Below are 15,985 nucleotides of genomic sequence, written 5' to 3'. Positions count from 1 at the left end.
CAGAGTGCGGCATTATTGAGGTGTGAGCCCTGATATCAAGGAACGTCCCGATACCCGTACTGATGAGACGACCGGCGACGACGTCCCGAAGTTCTTCCACTACGTCCGCAAGGACAAGATCACGGAGAGCGCGGTAACCGGCAATTTCGTGGTAGCGCTGTGCGGTGAAGTGTTTCCCGTAACGCGATCGCCTAAACCTGGGTCACCTGTGTGTCCGGAGTGTAAGAAAGTGTACGAACGGTTGCGGCAGTAGCGGGCGCGCCGTCACGGGTTCTTCAGAGTCTCGACCACGGCGTCGTCGCTGGGGTTGGCTTCGTGCTTACCGTGTGCGTGTGGGCCCCGGGCAGGCCGGTCCGTCACGACCCGTATAGACCCGGACGCGAGCCGCAGCAGGTGTGAGGTTACGGGCCGGTCTTCGGGCCGGTCCGATGCCGCTTGCGCCTGTGTCGCCAGCCACATCTTCACTTGCTCGATACGGGTTGCCCGCGCCGGCCACATTTCCTGAATGGTGGCGTTGAACTCGGCACCGAGCATGATCGCGAATCCAAGGAAGAACGCGAACAGCAGGAATGCAATCGGCGTGGCGAGCGCCCCGTACGTGTAGCCCGTGCGGGTGACTGCGCCCAAGTAGACACGCAGCCCAGTGCTCGCGGCGTAGAACACGGCGCCAGCGAGCATGGCACCCGCGAGTAGCCGGTGCCATGGCAGGCTGCGGGGGAGTGCCACCTTGTACAGCGTTGTCAGCCCGAACAACAGCAGTAGCGCAACGGCGGGGTAGTAGAACGTGTGCACCATTTCGGAACCGATTCGGTCCCAAGAGTCGGGAATCAGGTCCATGATGATCGCTGGCCCGAGTGCGACCAGGGGCATCGTGAACACGGCCAGGAACATGAAGACGACGTAAAGCAGCAGCGCGAACAAACGCTGCCACACGGGATGCCGGTGCTCCGTCTGACCGTGCGCTTCGACGATAGCGTCCACAAAGGCGGAGATTGCGGACGATCCCGCCCAAAGCGACAGCACGAAGCCCACGGAAACGATCTCAAGCCGTCCCCGCACCAGCACATCGTTCACCGTGGGCTGAATAATCTGTTCCACAACGCTCTCGTTGAAGATCGCGCCACTGAACGTGATGATCTTGCCTTCAATGATTTCGATGGTGTTCGGGCCGAACCAGTCACCGACGTAACCGAGCATGCCGAGCACGCCGAGCAGTAGTGGCGGCAGCGAGAGAACCTGCCAGAAGGCAGCGGTCGCGGAGTGCGAGAAGATCGAATCGTCCCACGCGCGCGAGGCGGTGCGGCCGATCACTTGACCGGTCCGCCGGATTGGGTGCCAGCGATGCCTGCGCACGACTGGTTCGGCGCGGGTCGCTTGTTCCTGTTCGCTCATGGCCTCTCTAGGATGCTCGACGGCCGTGGTCTTTGCGGGCATGCGGCCTGCCGTGTCCGCGCCGGGTGATCGGCGGCTCGGTGAAATAATATGGGGCGGGCCGGTCTCCCGCCCATGGCGGCTTAGGGCGGAGTCGTGTGGCGCTGCCCACGTGCGAAGAGCGCGCGGCGCATTTGATTGTCGCGGTCAGTGTGTGCTGACGTGTGCAACTGAATGGTCGCCGCTGATCGCGGAGACGGTGGGGCGAGCGAAATCTGACAAGGAGAGTGTGTGCGGGCGGAAACGGTGCAGACCGAGGTCAGGGCATCCACAGTCACGCTGCGCACCTGGCAGCGGCGCGCGCTGACGAAATACCTGTCGACGCGACCGCGCGACTTCCTGGCGGTCGCGACGCCGGGCGCAGGAAAGACGACATTCGCGTTGCGTGTGGCCGCCGAACTTCTGCAGGATCGCACGGTCGACCAGGTGACGATCGTCGCCCCGACAGAACACCTGAAGCATCAGTGGGCGGAGTCCGCGAATCGGGTGGGCATCGCGATCGATTCGAACTTTTCGAATTCAGCCGGGCAGACTTCCCGTGACTATCACGGCGTTGCCGTTACCTACGCGCAGGTGGCATCACACCCGTTCAAGCACCGTGTTCGCACGGAAAATCGGCGCACGCTGGTGATTCTCGATGAGGTTCACCATGCCGGCGATGCGAAGAGCTGGGGCGAGGCCATGCGGGAAGCCTTCTCCGACGCGACGCGCCGGCTGGCGCTGACGGGTACCCCGTTCCGCAGCGATGACAGCCCGATTCCGTTTGTCACCTACGAGCCTGAACCCGGCGGACTCGCACGGTCGAAGGCAGATCACACGTACGGGTACGCGGATGCGCTCGGGGACGGCGTCGTCCGGCCGGTCGTGTTTCTCGCTTATTCAGGTGAAGCGCGGTGGCGCAATAGTGCAGGCGAGGAGTTCGCGGCGCGACTCGGCGAGCCGCTGAATGCTGAACAGACGGCACGCGCGTGGCGCACTGCGCTGGATCCAGAAGGCGACTGGATCCCGTCCGTCCTGTCTGCCGCACACACCCGGCTGGGGCAACTGCGTGCCGGTGGCATGCCCGACGCCGGAGGGCTCGTCATCGCGACTGATCAGACGATGGCGCGCGCATATGCCCGTGCTCTAGAGGAGATCACCGGGGAGAGTCCCGTGCTGGTCCTTTCGGATGACCCAGCGTCGTCGGGCCGCATCGCTGAGTTCAACGCGAGTGCAGACAAATGGATGGTTGCCGTGCGTATGGTGTCCGAGGGCGTGGACGTGCCCCGCCTCGCCGTTGGCGTGTACGCCACAAGCGCATCGACACCGCTGTACTTCGCGCAGGCGATCGGTCGTTTCGTGCGGCTCCGCACCGCGGGTGAGACCGCGAGTGTCTTTCTGCCGTCGGTGCCGGTTCTGCTCGATCTTGCGAGCAAGCTTGAAGCGCAGCGCGACCACGTGCTTGGCAAGCCGCACCGGGAAAAAGACGGTTTCGATGATGATCTGCTAGCAGAGGCGAATAAGACGAAAGACGAGCTTGGCGAGGAAGAGAAAGCCTTCACCGCGCTTGGTGCGCAGGCTGAGCTCGACCAGGTTATCTATGACGGTTCTTCCTTCGGAACCGCGACGTTCTCCGGCAGCGAGGAAGAGGCTGACTACCTCGGCCTGCCGGGGCTGCTTGACGCTGAGCAGATGCGAGCGCTGCTGCAGCAGCGACAGAGCGAGCAAATCAAGAAACGTACCCAGGAAGGCGCGGCCGGTCAGAGCAGCCAGCCCACAGAACCGGAGATCCCGAGGCCAGCCCCCGAGCCCCGGGAGTCGACCGCTGCACAGTTGTCACTCCTGCGGCGGGAGCTGAACAAACTCGTCGCTATGCAACACCATCGCACCGGAAAAGCGCACGGAGCGATCCACGGCGAACTGCGCCGCATTTGCGGCGGGCCAGCTACCGCGAGCGCCACCGCTGAGCAGCTGCGCGACCGAATTGCGATCTTGCGGAGCTGGTAGTTAACGCACGGTGGGGACCCCACCTGGGATCCCCACCGAGATCAAGCCTGGAACGCCTGCACACCCAGGCAGCGGTCACTCGCCTTCAGCAGCGACCGCCACATTCGCTTCTAGTTCCGTGAGCTTCGCGGTGTACTCGTTTGCATGGTGCTGGCAGAACAAGAGTTCGCCGCCCGACGGGAGGGTAGCTAACACCCGGGCGCGTGCGCCGCACCGGTCGCAGCGATCAATCGCAGTCAGCCGGACGGTGGTCGCGGTTGCGGTCATATCTCCTCCATTCCGGTGCCCGGGGGCTCCTGTTGGGCGAACACGAGTTAGCGGCTGCCGCGGTCCTCGCGTCCCTTACCCCAGTAGACGAATGGCGCTATCACGTTGTTCCCGCCTCAGGCTTAAATGTGGCTTACGCAACAACCAACAAAAGGGTAAAGCCCGGACAACCATAGGCTGCCCGGGCTTCGCCTCGCTCAAACCTTGCGCTGATACCGATCAGTCGAGGTAGTCGCGCAAGACCTGACTGCGGCTGGGGTGGCGCAGCTTAGACATCGTTTTCGACTCAATCTGCCGAATACGTTCACGCGTGACGCCGTACACCTGCCCGATCTCATCGAGCGTGCGCGGTTGCCCGTCGGTCAGCCCGAAGCGCAAACGCACGACGCCCGCTTCTCTCTCCGACAGTGTCTCCAGCACGGACTGCAACTGGTCCTGGAGCAGAGTGAAGCTGACGGCGTCGACAGCGACGACGGCTTCACTGTCTTCGATGAAATCACCAAGCTGGCTGTCACCCTCGTCGCCGATTGTTTGATCAAGCGAGATCGGCTCGCGCGCATACTGCTGGATCTCGAGGACCTTCTCCGGCGAGATGTCCATTTCCTTTGCCAGCTCTTCAGGAGTTGGTTCGCGGCCGAGATCCTGGAGAAGCTCACGCTGAATGCGCCCGAGCTTGTTGATGACTTCGACCATGTGCACGGGGATGCGGATCGTACGCGCCTGGTCGGCCATCGCTCTGGTGATCGCCTGACGGATCCACCACGTCGCGTACGTCGAGAACTTGTAACCCTTGGTGTAATCGAACTTTTCGACCGCGCGGATCAGACCCAGGTTGCCCTCCTGGATCAGGTCGAGGAACGCCATACCGCGGCCGGTGTATCGCTTGGCCAGAGATACCACTAGCCGGAGGTTGGCTTCCAAAAGGTGGTTCTTGGCCCGGTTTCCATCGCGAATCACCCAGCTCAGGTTCTGGCGCAGCGGAGGCTGCACTTTTTCGCCTGCCTCAGCGTATCGCCGCATTTTCTCTGCGGCGAACAATCCGGCTTCGATCCGTTTGGCGAGCTCAACCTCTTCCTCAGCATTGAGCAGCGCGACCTTACCGATTTGCTTCAGGTAAGCGCGAACCGAGTCTGCCGAAGCCGTAAGCTCAGCATCTTTGCGCGCTTGCCGGAGCGCCTCTGACTCTTCCTCGTCCCAGACGAAATCACCCGAAGCCTCAGCTTTGTCATCCTTGTCGTTCGCCTGGCTGCGGCGGCGAGGAGACGGTGCAGCTTCCGCGGGTTCGGCTTCCAGTTCGGCGTCATCACCGAGTTCGATATCAGCGTCGGTCAGATCACCGGGCTCGATATCGCCGAGGCCTGCTTCGTCGTCGGGCTCAGCATCGGGTTCCGCTGGGGCAGCAGCCGCACCGGCAGTGGCGGACTGCGCCTTCTTGGCAGGTGCCTTGCGTGCTCCCTTTTTTGCAGGGCGGCGCGCAGTCTTCGCGGGACCGTCGGCTCCATTCTCGGCGGCAGCTGCGCCAGCGCTCGCTGCCTCATCCTGAGCGGCTTGGTCCGGCGTCATTTGGCCGGCTGCGCGTTTCGCAGCCTTCGCGGGAGACTTTTTGGCAGGGGCCTTGCGGGCAGCCGTCCGCTGAGGAGCGGATACGGAACCGGCCCCAGTGTCAGAATCTGAGCCGGTCGTGCCCGGTGTTTCGGTAGATGCCACGTACGCCCTTTCGTGACTTCGTCGTGCGGCGTGAGCCAGGTTCGTCGGGGGAACCGTGCTGGCGGAAAGTCCTTCGGATTGGCCTGCTGAAAAACGGGCCGCGTTCCATTGTAACGATCCCGCCGGAGTGAGGAGCGCCCGATCCGCCCTGAGTCTGCAAAATAAGCAAATCAGAGCGACCGCGCGGCAAGCGCACCGCCCACAATGCCAGCGGTGTTGCGCAGCTGCGCAGGCACGATTCGGGTATTTACGGAAAGCAGCGGCAGCCATTTTTCGCTTTTCCTGCTGACGCCGCCGCCGACGATGAAGAGATCCGGCGAAAAGAGCGCTTGGTACGTGTTAAGCACGGTTGATACCTCGGCGGCCCAATCAGTCCAGCTGAGCTTTTTTCGCTCACGAACTGAGGCTGCCGCACGGTGCTCGGCTTCTTTGCCGTTCACTTCCAAGTGGCCCAGTTCACTGTTCGGCACGAGTACGCCGTCGTACAGAATGGCCGAGCCGATCCCAGTACCGAACGTCAACAGAATTACAAGACCCTTTTCGCCGCGCCCCGCTCCGAACTGAAGCTCTGCGATGCCAGCCGCGTCTGCGTCGTTGAGCACAGTCACCCTGCGATCGCCGAGGTACGAAGCAAATAGAGCTTCCGCGTTCGTGCCGATCCACGAGGGGTCAATGTTTGCGGCGCTGTAGGTGACGCCGGCCTTGACCACGGCAGGCACAGTGATGCCGACCGGGCCATCCCAGCTGAACTGGGTGACGATCTCCGCCACGGTACCGGCGACGGCGGCGGGTGTCGCAGGTTTCGGCGTGTCGATGCGTATGCGTTCGGTGTGCAGCGTCCCGGCATCGAGGTTCACGATGGCGCCTTTGACACCGCTGCCGCCAATGTCAACACCAAGGCCTAATGGCGGCTGAGATGTGGGCGGCACTGGTTCTGGCGCCGAGTTCGTGGAGTTCATGTCGTGCCCCCTCGCTGCGGACATGGTTGAGAGTGCGGCCGTTCGCGTGGCTTTACCTTAGCGCTCCCGGTGGCGCGGATGACTGCCATATGCTGCGATAGACCCGTGCCGGAACAGACCAGCAACAACAGTCAGCTCATAGCGGAACTTCGCAGCGTCGCAGAGGAAGTGGCCGAGGTGGCGACGCGCTTTGTTCGCCGGCGGCGCCCTGAAGTGTTCGGCGTGTCGGGTCCTGTCGCGGACGGCGCGGTGCGAGCAAAATCGACGCCAACAGATCCAGTCACGATCGTCGACTCCGAATGCGAAAAGTTGATCCGGGAGGAACTTCACCGGCGGCGGCCTGGTGATGCTGTGCTGGGGGAGGAAGGCGGCGGTGATGCGACAGCGACCGCGGGTGTGCGCTGGGTAGTCGATCCCATCGACGGCACGGTGAACTTCATGTACGGCATCAGGGCGTATGCAGTGTCGGTCGCAGCCCAGATTGACGGTGCCTCGGTAGCAGGTGCTGTCGCCGACGTTGCCTCGGGCGCGCTTTACTCCGCCGCGCTGGGGCAAGGGGCGGCACTGCGGCAGTTGGACCGGGAGGATGCGGTGCGTGCTGCACCGCATCCTCTGCGGTGCAGCAGTGAGACTGACGTCTCGCATGCTCTCGTTGCCACCGGGTTCGCGTACGCGGCGGAAATCCGCCGCAAGCAGGGTGCGTTCGTGGCGGCTATCCTCCCGAAGGTACGGGATATCCGGCGGATAGGTTCTGCGGCGCTCGACCTCTGCATGGTCGCATCAGGTCAGGTCGACGCACATTTCGAGCATGGATTGAATCCTTGGGACTGGGCGGCAGGCAGCCTGATTGCCCGCGAAGCCGGCGCTGTTGTGCAATTGCCTCGCGCCAGCGGTGCTGGCGCGAGGCATGTCACTGTGGCGGCGGCTCCGGGAATCGCGGACGAGTTTCTGGAGTTACTCCGCGCACACGGCGCGCTCGAGCCTGTCTAGGGCGCGGACTGGGCAGCCCGGTTGCGCTCCCTCCGCATTTGGAGGCAAGTGAGACCGGCGGCGTCAGCAGAGCGCCGACCGGGCGGAGTCGATGACGTCCTGCTCTGGCCCGTCGCCGCCATCTCCGCGCAGGAGTTGCAGGGCAACCTCGGCTTCCGGCGACGGTGAAATCGTGCGGAAGTATGTTCCCAGCGCCAAATCAACCGTGGTGTCTTCGCGGGCGTCTTCGATGAGTTCCGCACAGGGTGCCGCGAGCCAGAGAGTGCTGGCGGCGGCGCGGCCCTCAGGGCCGAACCGGATCTGTCCGTGGCATTGCAGATTCTGGTCGGTGTACACGGGGTCATTTCCCGCCTGCACGTCAGGTGCGGGCTCATAGCCGAGGTCGCTTAGCTGCGCAGCCACGGACGACGCCTGGCCCGCTTCGCCGTTCGCGTTGTAGACGCGGACCTGCGTTTGAGGCAGCGGCGCAGGTCTGATTTTGACCATTTCCGAGCGAGAAAACTGCTCGCCGACAGGGGGGGATCCGGGCGGCGGATCGTTGCAGTCGATGGCGCTGACCGGGGCCTTCTCAATGGTGAGGACCTGAATCCACACGATACCCGCGGCCGCGGCAAGTATTCCGGCAAGAATGAGGAGGGGCACCGGTCTGCGGCGCTTGTAAGGCCTGCCATGCGGATCGGTGGTGTGTCCCTCGGTGATCAGCGAGACCACAGTCTGGTTGGTCCTTCCTCAAGCTGAACAACACTGCTGCGCAGTTCGTTGAGGGCAGTCTAGTCAGTTGCGGGTCGTTACCCGGGTGGCGCCATGCCGAAGGTTGTCGCCGAAGTTGCAACGGCCCGTCGCGGTGTCCTTCAAACTGTTGAGATTTTGTTGCATCCTGCCGGGTTTGACGGGCGAATCATGGGTAGGTCCGTTATTGTCTGGCGGCTGGTTGTTCCATCGACACGCCCGAATTGTGACGAATGTCACAGATCGTGTGGCGGCGGGTGCGGGCATAAAACCCCCGACTGGTACGTTACCCACCCGCACACGTACTCTGTGCGCGCCTGCTGTGACGGCTCGAGTTGGTCGAGCGGCCGGAAATGTTCAGTCGCGGCAGCGTGTTATGGAGAATACGGCACAAGCGTCTGGTAGCAGCGCACGTGGATAGGGGATGAAAGTAGATGCCGACTGATTACGACGCGCCGAGGCGCAGCGAAACGGACGAGATGTCCGAGGACTCGCTGGATGAGCTCACGTCGCGCCGTGGTGAGGCTCAATCGTCAGCGGTCGACCTCGACGACTCAGACACCGTTGAGTCCTTTGAACTGCCCGGGGCCGATCTCTCAGGTGAGGAGCTTTCGGTCAGGGTTATTCCGAAGCAGGCTGACGAGTTCACCTGTTCGCAGTGCTTCCTGGTCTTCCACCGGAGCCGCCTCGCGAGCAGTGAGGGTGGTCAGCTGGTTTGCCAGGACTGCATCTGACCGTGAACCTATGCGGGCCTCCACTCACTGAGTGAGTGGAGCGCGCACCCATGTGCCTCTCCGGCCGTTCCATGGCGGGACCATGCGCCCCAGCGGCAATGCCGTCGGACAACGCACTATAGGGTTCAGCTCCTGATGTTGCTTTCCAGCGCCGCGACCAGCCGCTCTGGGTGCCGGGAACTAAAGAGCCAGTACGGTGTGGGGTCGTCCGGGTCGTTGAGGACGACCAGCACCATAGGACGTACCCAATTGCGGTTCGCCACGTATGCCGCAGGATCGAGTTGTCTTCCCATCGCCGCTTGTTTCGCTGAGGGCGGAATTACCGCCGTGCGTGCGATGACGCTCGCCGGAAGGCAGGCATCGCCCACGTGCAGGGATGGCCCGTCCGGGCCGTCGGCTGTCACACGCAGCTTTGTTCGCGACAAGTACCACAGCACCCAGATGGGCACTGGCGCGAGTACCAGATAAGGAATCCACGCTGGCAGCGCGTCGATTCCCAGTGCAAACTGAGTCGCAACGAGCGAAGAAGCGACCAAGCCGAGCGGCCACCACCACCAGGGAACCCAAAGCTGTTCCTGGTATTCGGCGGGCGCGCTGTCATCTGGAGGGGGCGAAGCGTGGTTTTGCACGACAATGAGAGTAGTCTCGCCGAACGTGCGCACCGAAAACATGACTGATCTCGCGATCCCTGTTATCCGGCTCGATCCCGAGTTGCCGTTGCCGGCGCGAGCCCACCCGGGTGACGCGGGCGCGGACCTCGTGTCCGCGGTTGATGTTGTCATCGAACCTGGTGAGCGGGTGCTGGTCGGCACCGGCATCGCGGTAGCGCTGCCGGAAGGCACCGTTGGACTCATTCATCCCCGTTCAGGTTTAGCGGTACGTACGGGTCTGTCCATCGTGAACACGCCAGGTACGGTGGATGCTGGGTACCGTGGCGAAATTAAGGTTTGCCTGATTAACCACGATCCGCGCACGCCTATTCACATTCACCGGGGCGATCGGATTGCTCAATTGGTGGTTCAGCGCGTGGAATTGCCGGTGTTCGTGGAAGCGGAGTCGCTGAGTGACACGTCGCGGGGCGGCGGTGGTTACGGCTCGAGTGGCGGACACGCGAGTCTGGCCGCTGATGTGTAGCGCCCTGCAGCTCACCGCCACGGCGCGGAGCGTGCACGCCACGCCCGCACACGCGAAGGCGGTTTCGCTGCGCGGCACCAAGCAGGAAGGGAAGTGACGTGGGCATTCTCCGGCGTAAAAAGAACGCAGACGACGGCGGTGCGGTCACGCCTCCGTCCGCCGCAGCCGAGACCCCTGACCCCGCGGCGGCACCGGATGCCCTGGAGCCGCACGAATCAGATCGCTCGGACGGGCCATTCGATTCGAGTGAGGTCGACCCGCCTGCATCGGGGGAGAAGCGCCTCGATCTCGGGTCCTTGTCTCTCCCGCTCCCTCCTGGCGGGCAGGTCCAGGTAGAGATGGCGAAATCTGGCGGGGGCGTGCAGGGTGTGCATCTGGCCACGCAGTTCGGCCGAATTACGGTAGCGGCGTATGCCGCGCCACGCTCGTCAGGAATGTGGCGCGAGGTTTCTGTCGAGTTGAGTGAGTCTGTGAAACGTGACGGCGCGGAAGTGCGGACTGAGAACGGCCCGTGGGGCCCGGAGGTCGTCGCAGTCACGAAGGCTGCCGACATTCGGTTCATCGGTGTAGATGGGCCGCGCTGGATGGTACGGCTCGTGGCGGCGGGCCCGGCTGGAACGGGTACTGCTGACGGCGACCTAGCGCGGACGGCTCGCGATGTGTTGAAGGGCACAATCGTCAGCCGTGGCGATGGTCCGCTGCCGGTGCGCACGCCACTGCCGGTCACCTTGCCCAAGGCGCTGCAACAGCAGCTGGCGGCCATGCAGCAACAGCAGGCGATGCAGGCTGCCAAAGCCGCAGCCGAACAAGCTGCGCAGACGTCGCAGCAGCCGGGCCCCGCGCCACAGCAGCCTGGCCCGGCTCCCTCAGACGGCGCCGAGCGAGCGTAACGACGTGAGGCACGCGTGGCCCAGCACTGCCGGGTCACGCCCAGCGTCGACGAGCGTCACGGGAGTGATGTGTGAGTTCTGAAGGTGCGCGCTCCACTGCTTTGCGGTCTCCCACGGGTGTACAGGGTCGTCGGTTGCTGCGGCAATACCTGTTGGCACGGGCACCGCTGCGAGCACCGCTTCCGTCAGTTCACTGAACTCGCTCGCCTGCGCGAGCGCGGCGGGCAACCCCGGCCACAGTTTTCGCCAGGACGCGTCGAGTTCGTCAGCGAGCCACGCCGGGCTTGTTGCGCGCATGTCGCGAATGACAGTCTCGAGGCCATGAGCGCGAAGCTGTGCTGAGGTGTGCCGGGCGCTGTGCGCGGCGGGCGCCTCATGCGGCTCGCCTGTCCACGCGGGCAAAGCCGCCGCGATGGCCGCCGTATTCCCAGGGTTTCGTGCCGCCCACAGCACACCGATCGCCGCACCGATCGACACCCCGCCGACAAGCAGGCGAGTGTGGCCAGTGGCGGCCGCGGTCAACAACTCCAGGGAGGACTCGACCAAAAACTCCGGGTCCGGCTGCGGTGCGAGCAGCGGGATGCCAGCGTGACGCAGAGCGGGACCGAAAGCGCGTTCGATAAACTCTGAGCGGGAGCCGGAACCCGGCAACAACACGGCAACATCAGGACGATACGGACGCTTGTCGTCTTCGCTGTCAATCGGCACGTCACATATCTTGCCTGTTCGCTTCCTTCGCGAAGCCGCGGACGCGCGGTGGCTCGCGATGTGGCACCCTCGTAGTGTGTTCGATCAGCAGCAGTCACGGCTCGACCAGCTCGGCGGGGTCAGCGGCCTCATCCAGTCGACGGTCCCCATCGTCGTCTTCATTGTGGCTAACACCCTGACGGGTTTGACTGCCGCGATCTGGCTCGCCCTCGCTGCGGCTGCGGCAGTGCTCGTGTGGCGGGTTGTCCGCAAAGACCCCATCCAGCCGGCGATCTCCGGATTCATCGGCGTGGGCATCTGCGCGTTCATTGCCCACCGGACGGGGGAGGCCCGCGGCTTCTTCCTGTTCGGTATCTACACGAGCCTCATCTACGGCTCCGTGTTCCTGCTCTCGATCATCGTCCGATGGCCGCTTGTCGGTGTGGTGTGGAGTTACCTCACGGAGAGGGGGACAACGTGGCGGCGGAACCGTACCGCGCTGCGGTACTACGATCTCGCCACGGCCGTCTGGGTGCTGGTATTCGGCGCGCGTTACCTTGTCCAGGCCCATTTGTACGACGCCGACCAGACAGGCTGGCTCGCATTCGCACGACTAGCCATGGGCTGGCCGCTGGCCGCCGTGGCATTCCTGGTCTGCGTTTACGCTGTGCGCCGGGCCGACAAGGCAATCAGTGCGGCAGCGGACAATGAGTCGGAGAAGACAACCGGCGGCGGATCCATTCCGCACACGGGCGAACACGGCACCCGGTCGCTGTAGTGGTTGCGTCAACGGTGAATTGGACGGGTGACGTACTCAGTGTGGATCTCGGTGAGGCTGCCCACGGCGGTGTCTGTGTGGCTCGCCATGAAGGCCGCGTCGTCTTCGTCCGGTACGGCATCCCAGGCGAGCGAGTGCGTGCCCTCGTTACAGAGGACAACGGCGGGGCATTCTGCTTCGCAGAGGCGATCGACATCATCGATCCGGCTCCGGGACGATCCGACTCGCTGTGTCCGGTGAGCGGTCCGGGCGGTGCGGGATGCTGCGACTTCGCCCATATGGAAAGTTCGCTCCAGCGGAAAATCAAATCGGGTGTCGTCGCCGGGCAGCTGCGCCGCATCGCCCATATTGATGCCGAAATCGCTGTCGAACCGCTCGAACCCGACCCTGATGTGCCACTCGCCGCGGGCTGGCGCACGCGCGTAAGGCTCGGCGTCGACAGCGCGGGTGCGGCCGGGGTTCGGCGGCTCCGGAGCAATGACCTGGTGAAGGACCCCAACTGTGCGCAGCCGGTGCCAGGCCTTCTCGCAGGGGTGGCGGACCGCACGTGGACGCCAGGCGCGGAACTCTACATTGCGACCGATGGCTGCGGCGACCGCCACATAACTGAAGTCGAGCCTGTGAAAGAGTCGGGTGCGCGAGGGCGCACCAGGTCTGGAGACCCCGCTCAGCGCCGCCGGGCGGCCGCGGCACGGCGGGCAAAGCAGGCACACCAGCGCGGGATGCGAGTGGTGGAGGGATCAGACCGCGCGGTCGAGTTTGTGCGAGGTCGCCGATTCAGCGTCGCGGCTGCTAGCTTCTGGCAGGCGCATATTCACGCCCCTGAACGCTATAGCGCTGTCGTGGGCGAGTTGGCGGCGCTGCGTCCGGGCCAGCATGCCTGGGACCTATACAGCGGAGCGGGCGTGTTCGCGGCAGTGCTAGGCGACCAGGTCGGCCCAGGAGGCACGGTGGCGGCGGTGGAGGCAGCGCCCGCCGCGGTGCGTGACGGCGCCGCTGCACTTGCCGACATCCCACAGGTGACGTTTCATCAGGGGCCGACGGAGCGTGTGCTCGACCGCGTGGTGACCACGTCACCCGATGTCGTCGTCCTCGACCCGCCCCGGACCGGTGCGGGACGCGGGGTAATTGCCAAGGTTGCGGCGGCATCGCCGCAGCGCATCATCCACATCGGGTGCGACCCCGCTGCATTTGCCCGCGACTGTGCCCTGTATGCCGGCGCGGGTTACAGTCTGAGTGTGCTTCGCGCGTTCGACGCGTTTCCGCTCACACACCACGTCGAATGCATAGGTATGTTCGTGAAGTGACCGTCGATTAGGCCACAGAAGCTGGAAGCACGGTCCGGTATCCGTAGACTGGACAGAACCATGAACGCTGGGACGGTGATGTCCGTGCCGCCAGAACGAATGGAGATACTCGTTGGGGCTTCTGGAGCGCGTTCGAACTCCCGATGACGTCAAGGAGCTGTCCCACGAAGACCTCACGGTCCTCGTGGGCGAGATCAGGGACTTCCTCGTTCAGAAGGTTTCGGCCACCGGCGGCCATCTCGGTCCCAACTTGGGCGTCGTCGAACTCACACTTGCGCTGCACCGCGTCTTCGATTCGCCGCACGACGCGTTGCTGTTCGACACCGGCCATCAGGCGTACGTCCACAAAATACTGACCGGGCGCACCGGCCAGTTCGACACGCTGCGCAAACAGGGTGGCCTCTCCGGCTATCCCGCTCGTGCGGAAAGCGAGCACGACTGGGTCGAGTCGTCGCACGCGTCTGCAGCGCTCTCGTACGCAGATGGACTCGTCAAGGCATTCGCGCTTACGGGACAGCGTTCCCGGCATGTCGTCGCGATCGTCGGTGATGGCGCGCTGACTGGCGGCATGTGCTGGGAAGCGCTGAACAATATCGCGCTCGACAAGGAGCGCCCCCTCGTCATCGTGGTGAACGATAATGGCCGTTCGTATGCGCCGACGATCGGCGGGCTTGCTGACCACCTGTCCGCTCTGCGGCTGCAGCCCGGCTACGAGAAGATGCTGGCCAGCGGCCGGAAGGCTATCAAAGGGATCCCCGTCGTAGGTGATGCCGCCTACGCCATGCTGCACGGCATGAAAGCGGGAATCAAAGACGCCGTGAGTCCGCAGGCCCTCTTCTCAGATTTGGGCATCAAATACCTGGGCCCGGTGGACGGGCACGATCTTGGCGCCTTGGAGGCGGCGCTGCGGCGTGCCAAGGATTTCGGTGGCACGGTGATCGTCCACGCTGTCACCCGCAAAGGTATGGGCTACCTGCCTGCGGAAAACCACAAGGACGATCAGATGCACGCCACTGGCGTCATCGACCCGGAGACTGGTCTGGCCAAGAGCAAACCGGCGCGGGATTGGACCTCGGTGTTTTCCGAGGAACTCATCGACATCGCGAGCGCGCGCGAAGACGTTGTGGCGATCACTGCCGCGATGGCGGGGCCGACTGGCCTCGCCGCGTTCGGGCAGAAGTTCCCGAACCGGATGTTCGACGTGGGTATCGCCGAACAGCACGCGCTTACCTCGGCCGCAGGTCTCGCGCTCGGTGGTTTGCATCCAGTAGTAGCGGTGTACTCTACCTTCCTCAACCGTGCGTTCGATCAGCTGTTGATGGATGTGGCGTTACTCAAACAGCCTGTGACCCTCGTGCTCGACAGGGCGGGTGTAACGGGGTCGGACGGCGCGAGCCACAACGGTATGTGGGATCTGTCGATCCTCGGCATCGTTCCCGGTATTCGGGTCGCTGCGCCGCGTGACGCTGCGACGCTGCGTGAGGAACTCGGTGAAGCCGTGCGGATCACCGACGGGCCCACCGCTCTGAGGTTCCCGAAGGGCGCGGTCGGCCCGGACATCCCGGCCCTTGAACGGACTCACGACGGAATCGACATTCTGCACCGTGACGCAGGAGCTGACGTACTGATTGTGGCTGTCGGGCCGTTCGCCCGCGTCGCCCTTGATGTGGTTGACCTGCTGCGCAACCATGGCATCGCGGCGACGGTCGTCGACCCGCGGTGGGTGCTCCCGGTCAGCGAAGGGCTAGTGAAGCTGGCGGACCAGCATCGACTGGTGGTGACGATCGAAGATTGCGGCGTACATGGCGGTGCCGGTGCGTCGATCGCGGCAGCTCTGCGAGCTGGTGGCGTTGACGTTCGATTCCGTGAACTCGGGATCCCGCAGCGGTTCCTAGATCACGCGTCCCGGGACCAGGTCCTCACCGAACTCGGAATCACCGCGCAGGACATTGCCCGGCAGGTGACAGGCTGGGCGGCGCGCCTGGAAAACACGTCGATGGGTAGTGATACCGAGGCTGGCGCGAGCCCGTCAATGGGGGAGTCGGCACCCATCTCGGGAAGCGGCTAGCGGTTACCTTCGATTCGCCTGATCGGATCGTCATCGCGGCCGATGGTTCGGCAGAAGCCGAGCACGATCACCCGTGTCGTGTCGATCTGCAGGTTAACCGGATCTTCGCCGCCTTCACGCAGATAGGCGCGAATTGTTTCGCGTTGCGCCTGTTCATCTTGCGAGAGGAAGTCGCCGCAGCGCGTGTCTCCGCCCCTGTTCCCTAAGATTCCGTTCGAACAGCCAGGGACCATCACAGCCAGCGCAGCAAGGGCTACTGCACCCGCTGAGATCAATCGGTAGCGACGGCCTCCGTGGTGCCGGTCGGTCACCGCGCAC

Annotated in this window: 17 protein-coding genes; 9 read left to right on the top strand and 8 right to left on the bottom strand. The window is 64.0% G+C overall.

Annotation, left to right across the window (positions count from 1 at the left end):
• The first annotated feature begins 22 nt into the window (after positions 1–22).
• Positions 23–253, top strand: coding sequence for a DUF3039 domain-containing protein (locus tag ONR57_RS08340; protein WP_265122690.1), 231 nt, complete (start codon positions 23–25; stop codon positions 251–253).
• Between the two features lie 11 nt (positions 254–264).
• Here ONR57_RS08340 and ONR57_RS08335 read toward each other — a convergent pair whose 3' ends face one another.
• Complete coding sequence (locus ONR57_RS08335) at positions 265–1,392, bottom strand: YihY/virulence factor BrkB family protein (RefSeq protein WP_265122760.1); 1,128 nt, start codon at positions 1,390–1,392, stop codon at positions 265–267.
• Between the two features lie 270 nt (positions 1,393–1,662).
• On the opposite strand from ONR57_RS08335, the gene ONR57_RS08330 reads away from it, so the two are divergent.
• Complete coding sequence (locus ONR57_RS08330; RefSeq protein WP_265122689.1) at positions 1,663–3,417, top strand: DEAD/DEAH box helicase; 1,755 nt, start codon at positions 1,663–1,665, stop codon at positions 3,415–3,417.
• Positions 3,418–3,492: 75 nt separating this feature from the next.
• Here the strand turns inward: ONR57_RS08330 and ONR57_RS08325 are convergent, their stop codons facing one another.
• The 3 genes from ONR57_RS08325 to ppgK form a co-directional block, all read right to left on the bottom strand.
• Positions 3,493–3,684, bottom strand: a complete 192-nt coding sequence (locus tag ONR57_RS08325) for a hypothetical protein (protein WP_265122688.1) — start codon at positions 3,682–3,684, stop codon at positions 3,493–3,495.
• 219 nt (positions 3,685–3,903) lie between these two features.
• Entirely contained in the window at positions 3,904–5,430 is a 1,527-nt protein-coding gene (locus ONR57_RS08320) for an RNA polymerase sigma factor (RefSeq protein ID WP_374116421.1), read from the bottom strand.
• A gap of 131 nt (positions 5,431–5,561) precedes the next feature.
• On the bottom strand, positions 5,562–6,350 hold the full coding sequence (gene ppgK, locus ONR57_RS08315; RefSeq protein ID WP_265122685.1) for a polyphosphate--glucose phosphotransferase: 789 nt from the start codon (positions 6,348–6,350) through the stop codon (positions 5,562–5,564).
• Positions 6,351–6,428: 78 nt separating this feature from the next.
• Between ppgK and ONR57_RS08310 the strand changes: the two genes are divergently transcribed.
• Positions 6,429–7,340, top strand: a complete 912-nt coding sequence (locus ONR57_RS08310) for an inositol monophosphatase family protein (RefSeq protein WP_265122684.1) — start codon at positions 6,429–6,431, stop codon at positions 7,338–7,340.
• A 63-nt stretch (positions 7,341–7,403) separates the two neighbouring features.
• On the opposite strand, the gene cei is transcribed toward ONR57_RS08310, so the two are convergent.
• A complete protein-coding gene (gene cei / locus ONR57_RS08305) occupies positions 7,404–8,051 on the bottom strand; it encodes an envelope integrity protein Cei (protein WP_265122683.1) in 648 nt (215 codons plus the stop codon).
• Positions 8,052–8,503: 452 nt separating this feature from the next.
• Between cei and ONR57_RS08300 the strand changes: the two genes are divergently transcribed.
• Entirely contained in the window at positions 8,504–8,803 is a 300-nt protein-coding gene (locus ONR57_RS08300) for a DUF4193 domain-containing protein (protein WP_265122682.1), read from the top strand.
• Between the two features lie 125 nt (positions 8,804–8,928).
• On the opposite strand, the gene ONR57_RS08295 is transcribed toward ONR57_RS08300, so the two are convergent.
• On the bottom strand, positions 8,929–9,465 hold the full coding sequence (locus ONR57_RS08295; protein WP_374116420.1) for a DUF3093 domain-containing protein: 537 nt from the start codon (positions 9,463–9,465) through the stop codon (positions 8,929–8,931).
• Positions 9,466–9,472: 7 nt separating this feature from the next.
• On the opposite strand from ONR57_RS08295, the gene dut reads away from it, so the two are divergent.
• Positions 9,473–9,937, top strand: coding sequence for a dUTP diphosphatase (gene dut / locus ONR57_RS08290; protein WP_265122759.1), 465 nt, complete (start codon positions 9,473–9,475; stop codon positions 9,935–9,937).
• A gap of 98 nt (positions 9,938–10,035) precedes the next feature.
• On the top strand, positions 10,036–10,827 hold the full coding sequence (locus ONR57_RS08285; protein ID WP_265122680.1) for a DUF3710 domain-containing protein: 792 nt from the start codon (positions 10,036–10,038) through the stop codon (positions 10,825–10,827).
• Here the strand turns inward: ONR57_RS08285 and ONR57_RS08280 are convergent.
• A complete protein-coding gene (locus tag ONR57_RS08280; RefSeq protein WP_265122679.1) occupies positions 10,804–11,535 on the bottom strand; it encodes an alpha/beta hydrolase in 732 nt (243 codons plus the stop codon). The two genes, ONR57_RS08285 and ONR57_RS08280, sit on opposite strands and share 24 nt — an antisense overlap.
• Positions 11,536–11,593: 58 nt before the next feature.
• On the opposite strand from ONR57_RS08280, the gene ONR57_RS08275 reads away from it, so the two are divergent.
• The 3 genes from ONR57_RS08275 to dxs all read left to right on the top strand — a co-directional run bounded on the left by ONR57_RS08275 (position 11,594) and on the right by dxs (position 15,667).
• The gene (locus ONR57_RS08275) at positions 11,594–12,292 is read left to right on the top strand and encodes a DUF3159 domain-containing protein (protein WP_265122758.1); all 699 of its coding nucleotides are present in this window, start codon (positions 11,594–11,596) and stop codon (positions 12,290–12,292) included.
• Entirely contained in the window at positions 12,292–13,599 is a 1,308-nt protein-coding gene (locus tag ONR57_RS08270) for a class I SAM-dependent RNA methyltransferase (protein ID WP_374116414.1), read from the top strand. The genes ONR57_RS08275 and ONR57_RS08270 overlap by 1 nt, the downstream gene beginning before the upstream one ends.
• A gap of 112 nt (positions 13,600–13,711) precedes the next feature.
• A complete protein-coding gene (gene dxs, locus ONR57_RS08265; protein ID WP_265122677.1) occupies positions 13,712–15,667 on the top strand; it encodes a 1-deoxy-D-xylulose-5-phosphate synthase in 1,956 nt (651 codons plus the stop codon).
• On the opposite strand, the gene ONR57_RS08260 is transcribed toward dxs, so the two are convergent.
• Positions 15,664–15,978, bottom strand: coding sequence for a hypothetical protein (locus tag ONR57_RS08260; protein WP_265122676.1), 315 nt, complete (start codon positions 15,976–15,978; stop codon positions 15,664–15,666). The genes dxs and ONR57_RS08260 overlap by 4 nt on opposite strands.
• Positions 15,979–15,985: the final 7 nt, after the last annotated feature.

This window comes from Hoyosella sp. YIM 151337, from assembly GCF_026041215.1.
Lineage (GTDB): Bacteria > Actinomycetota > Actinomycetes > Mycobacteriales > Mycobacteriaceae > Hoyosella.
This window is presented reverse-complemented; position numbering and strand designations above follow the sequence as displayed.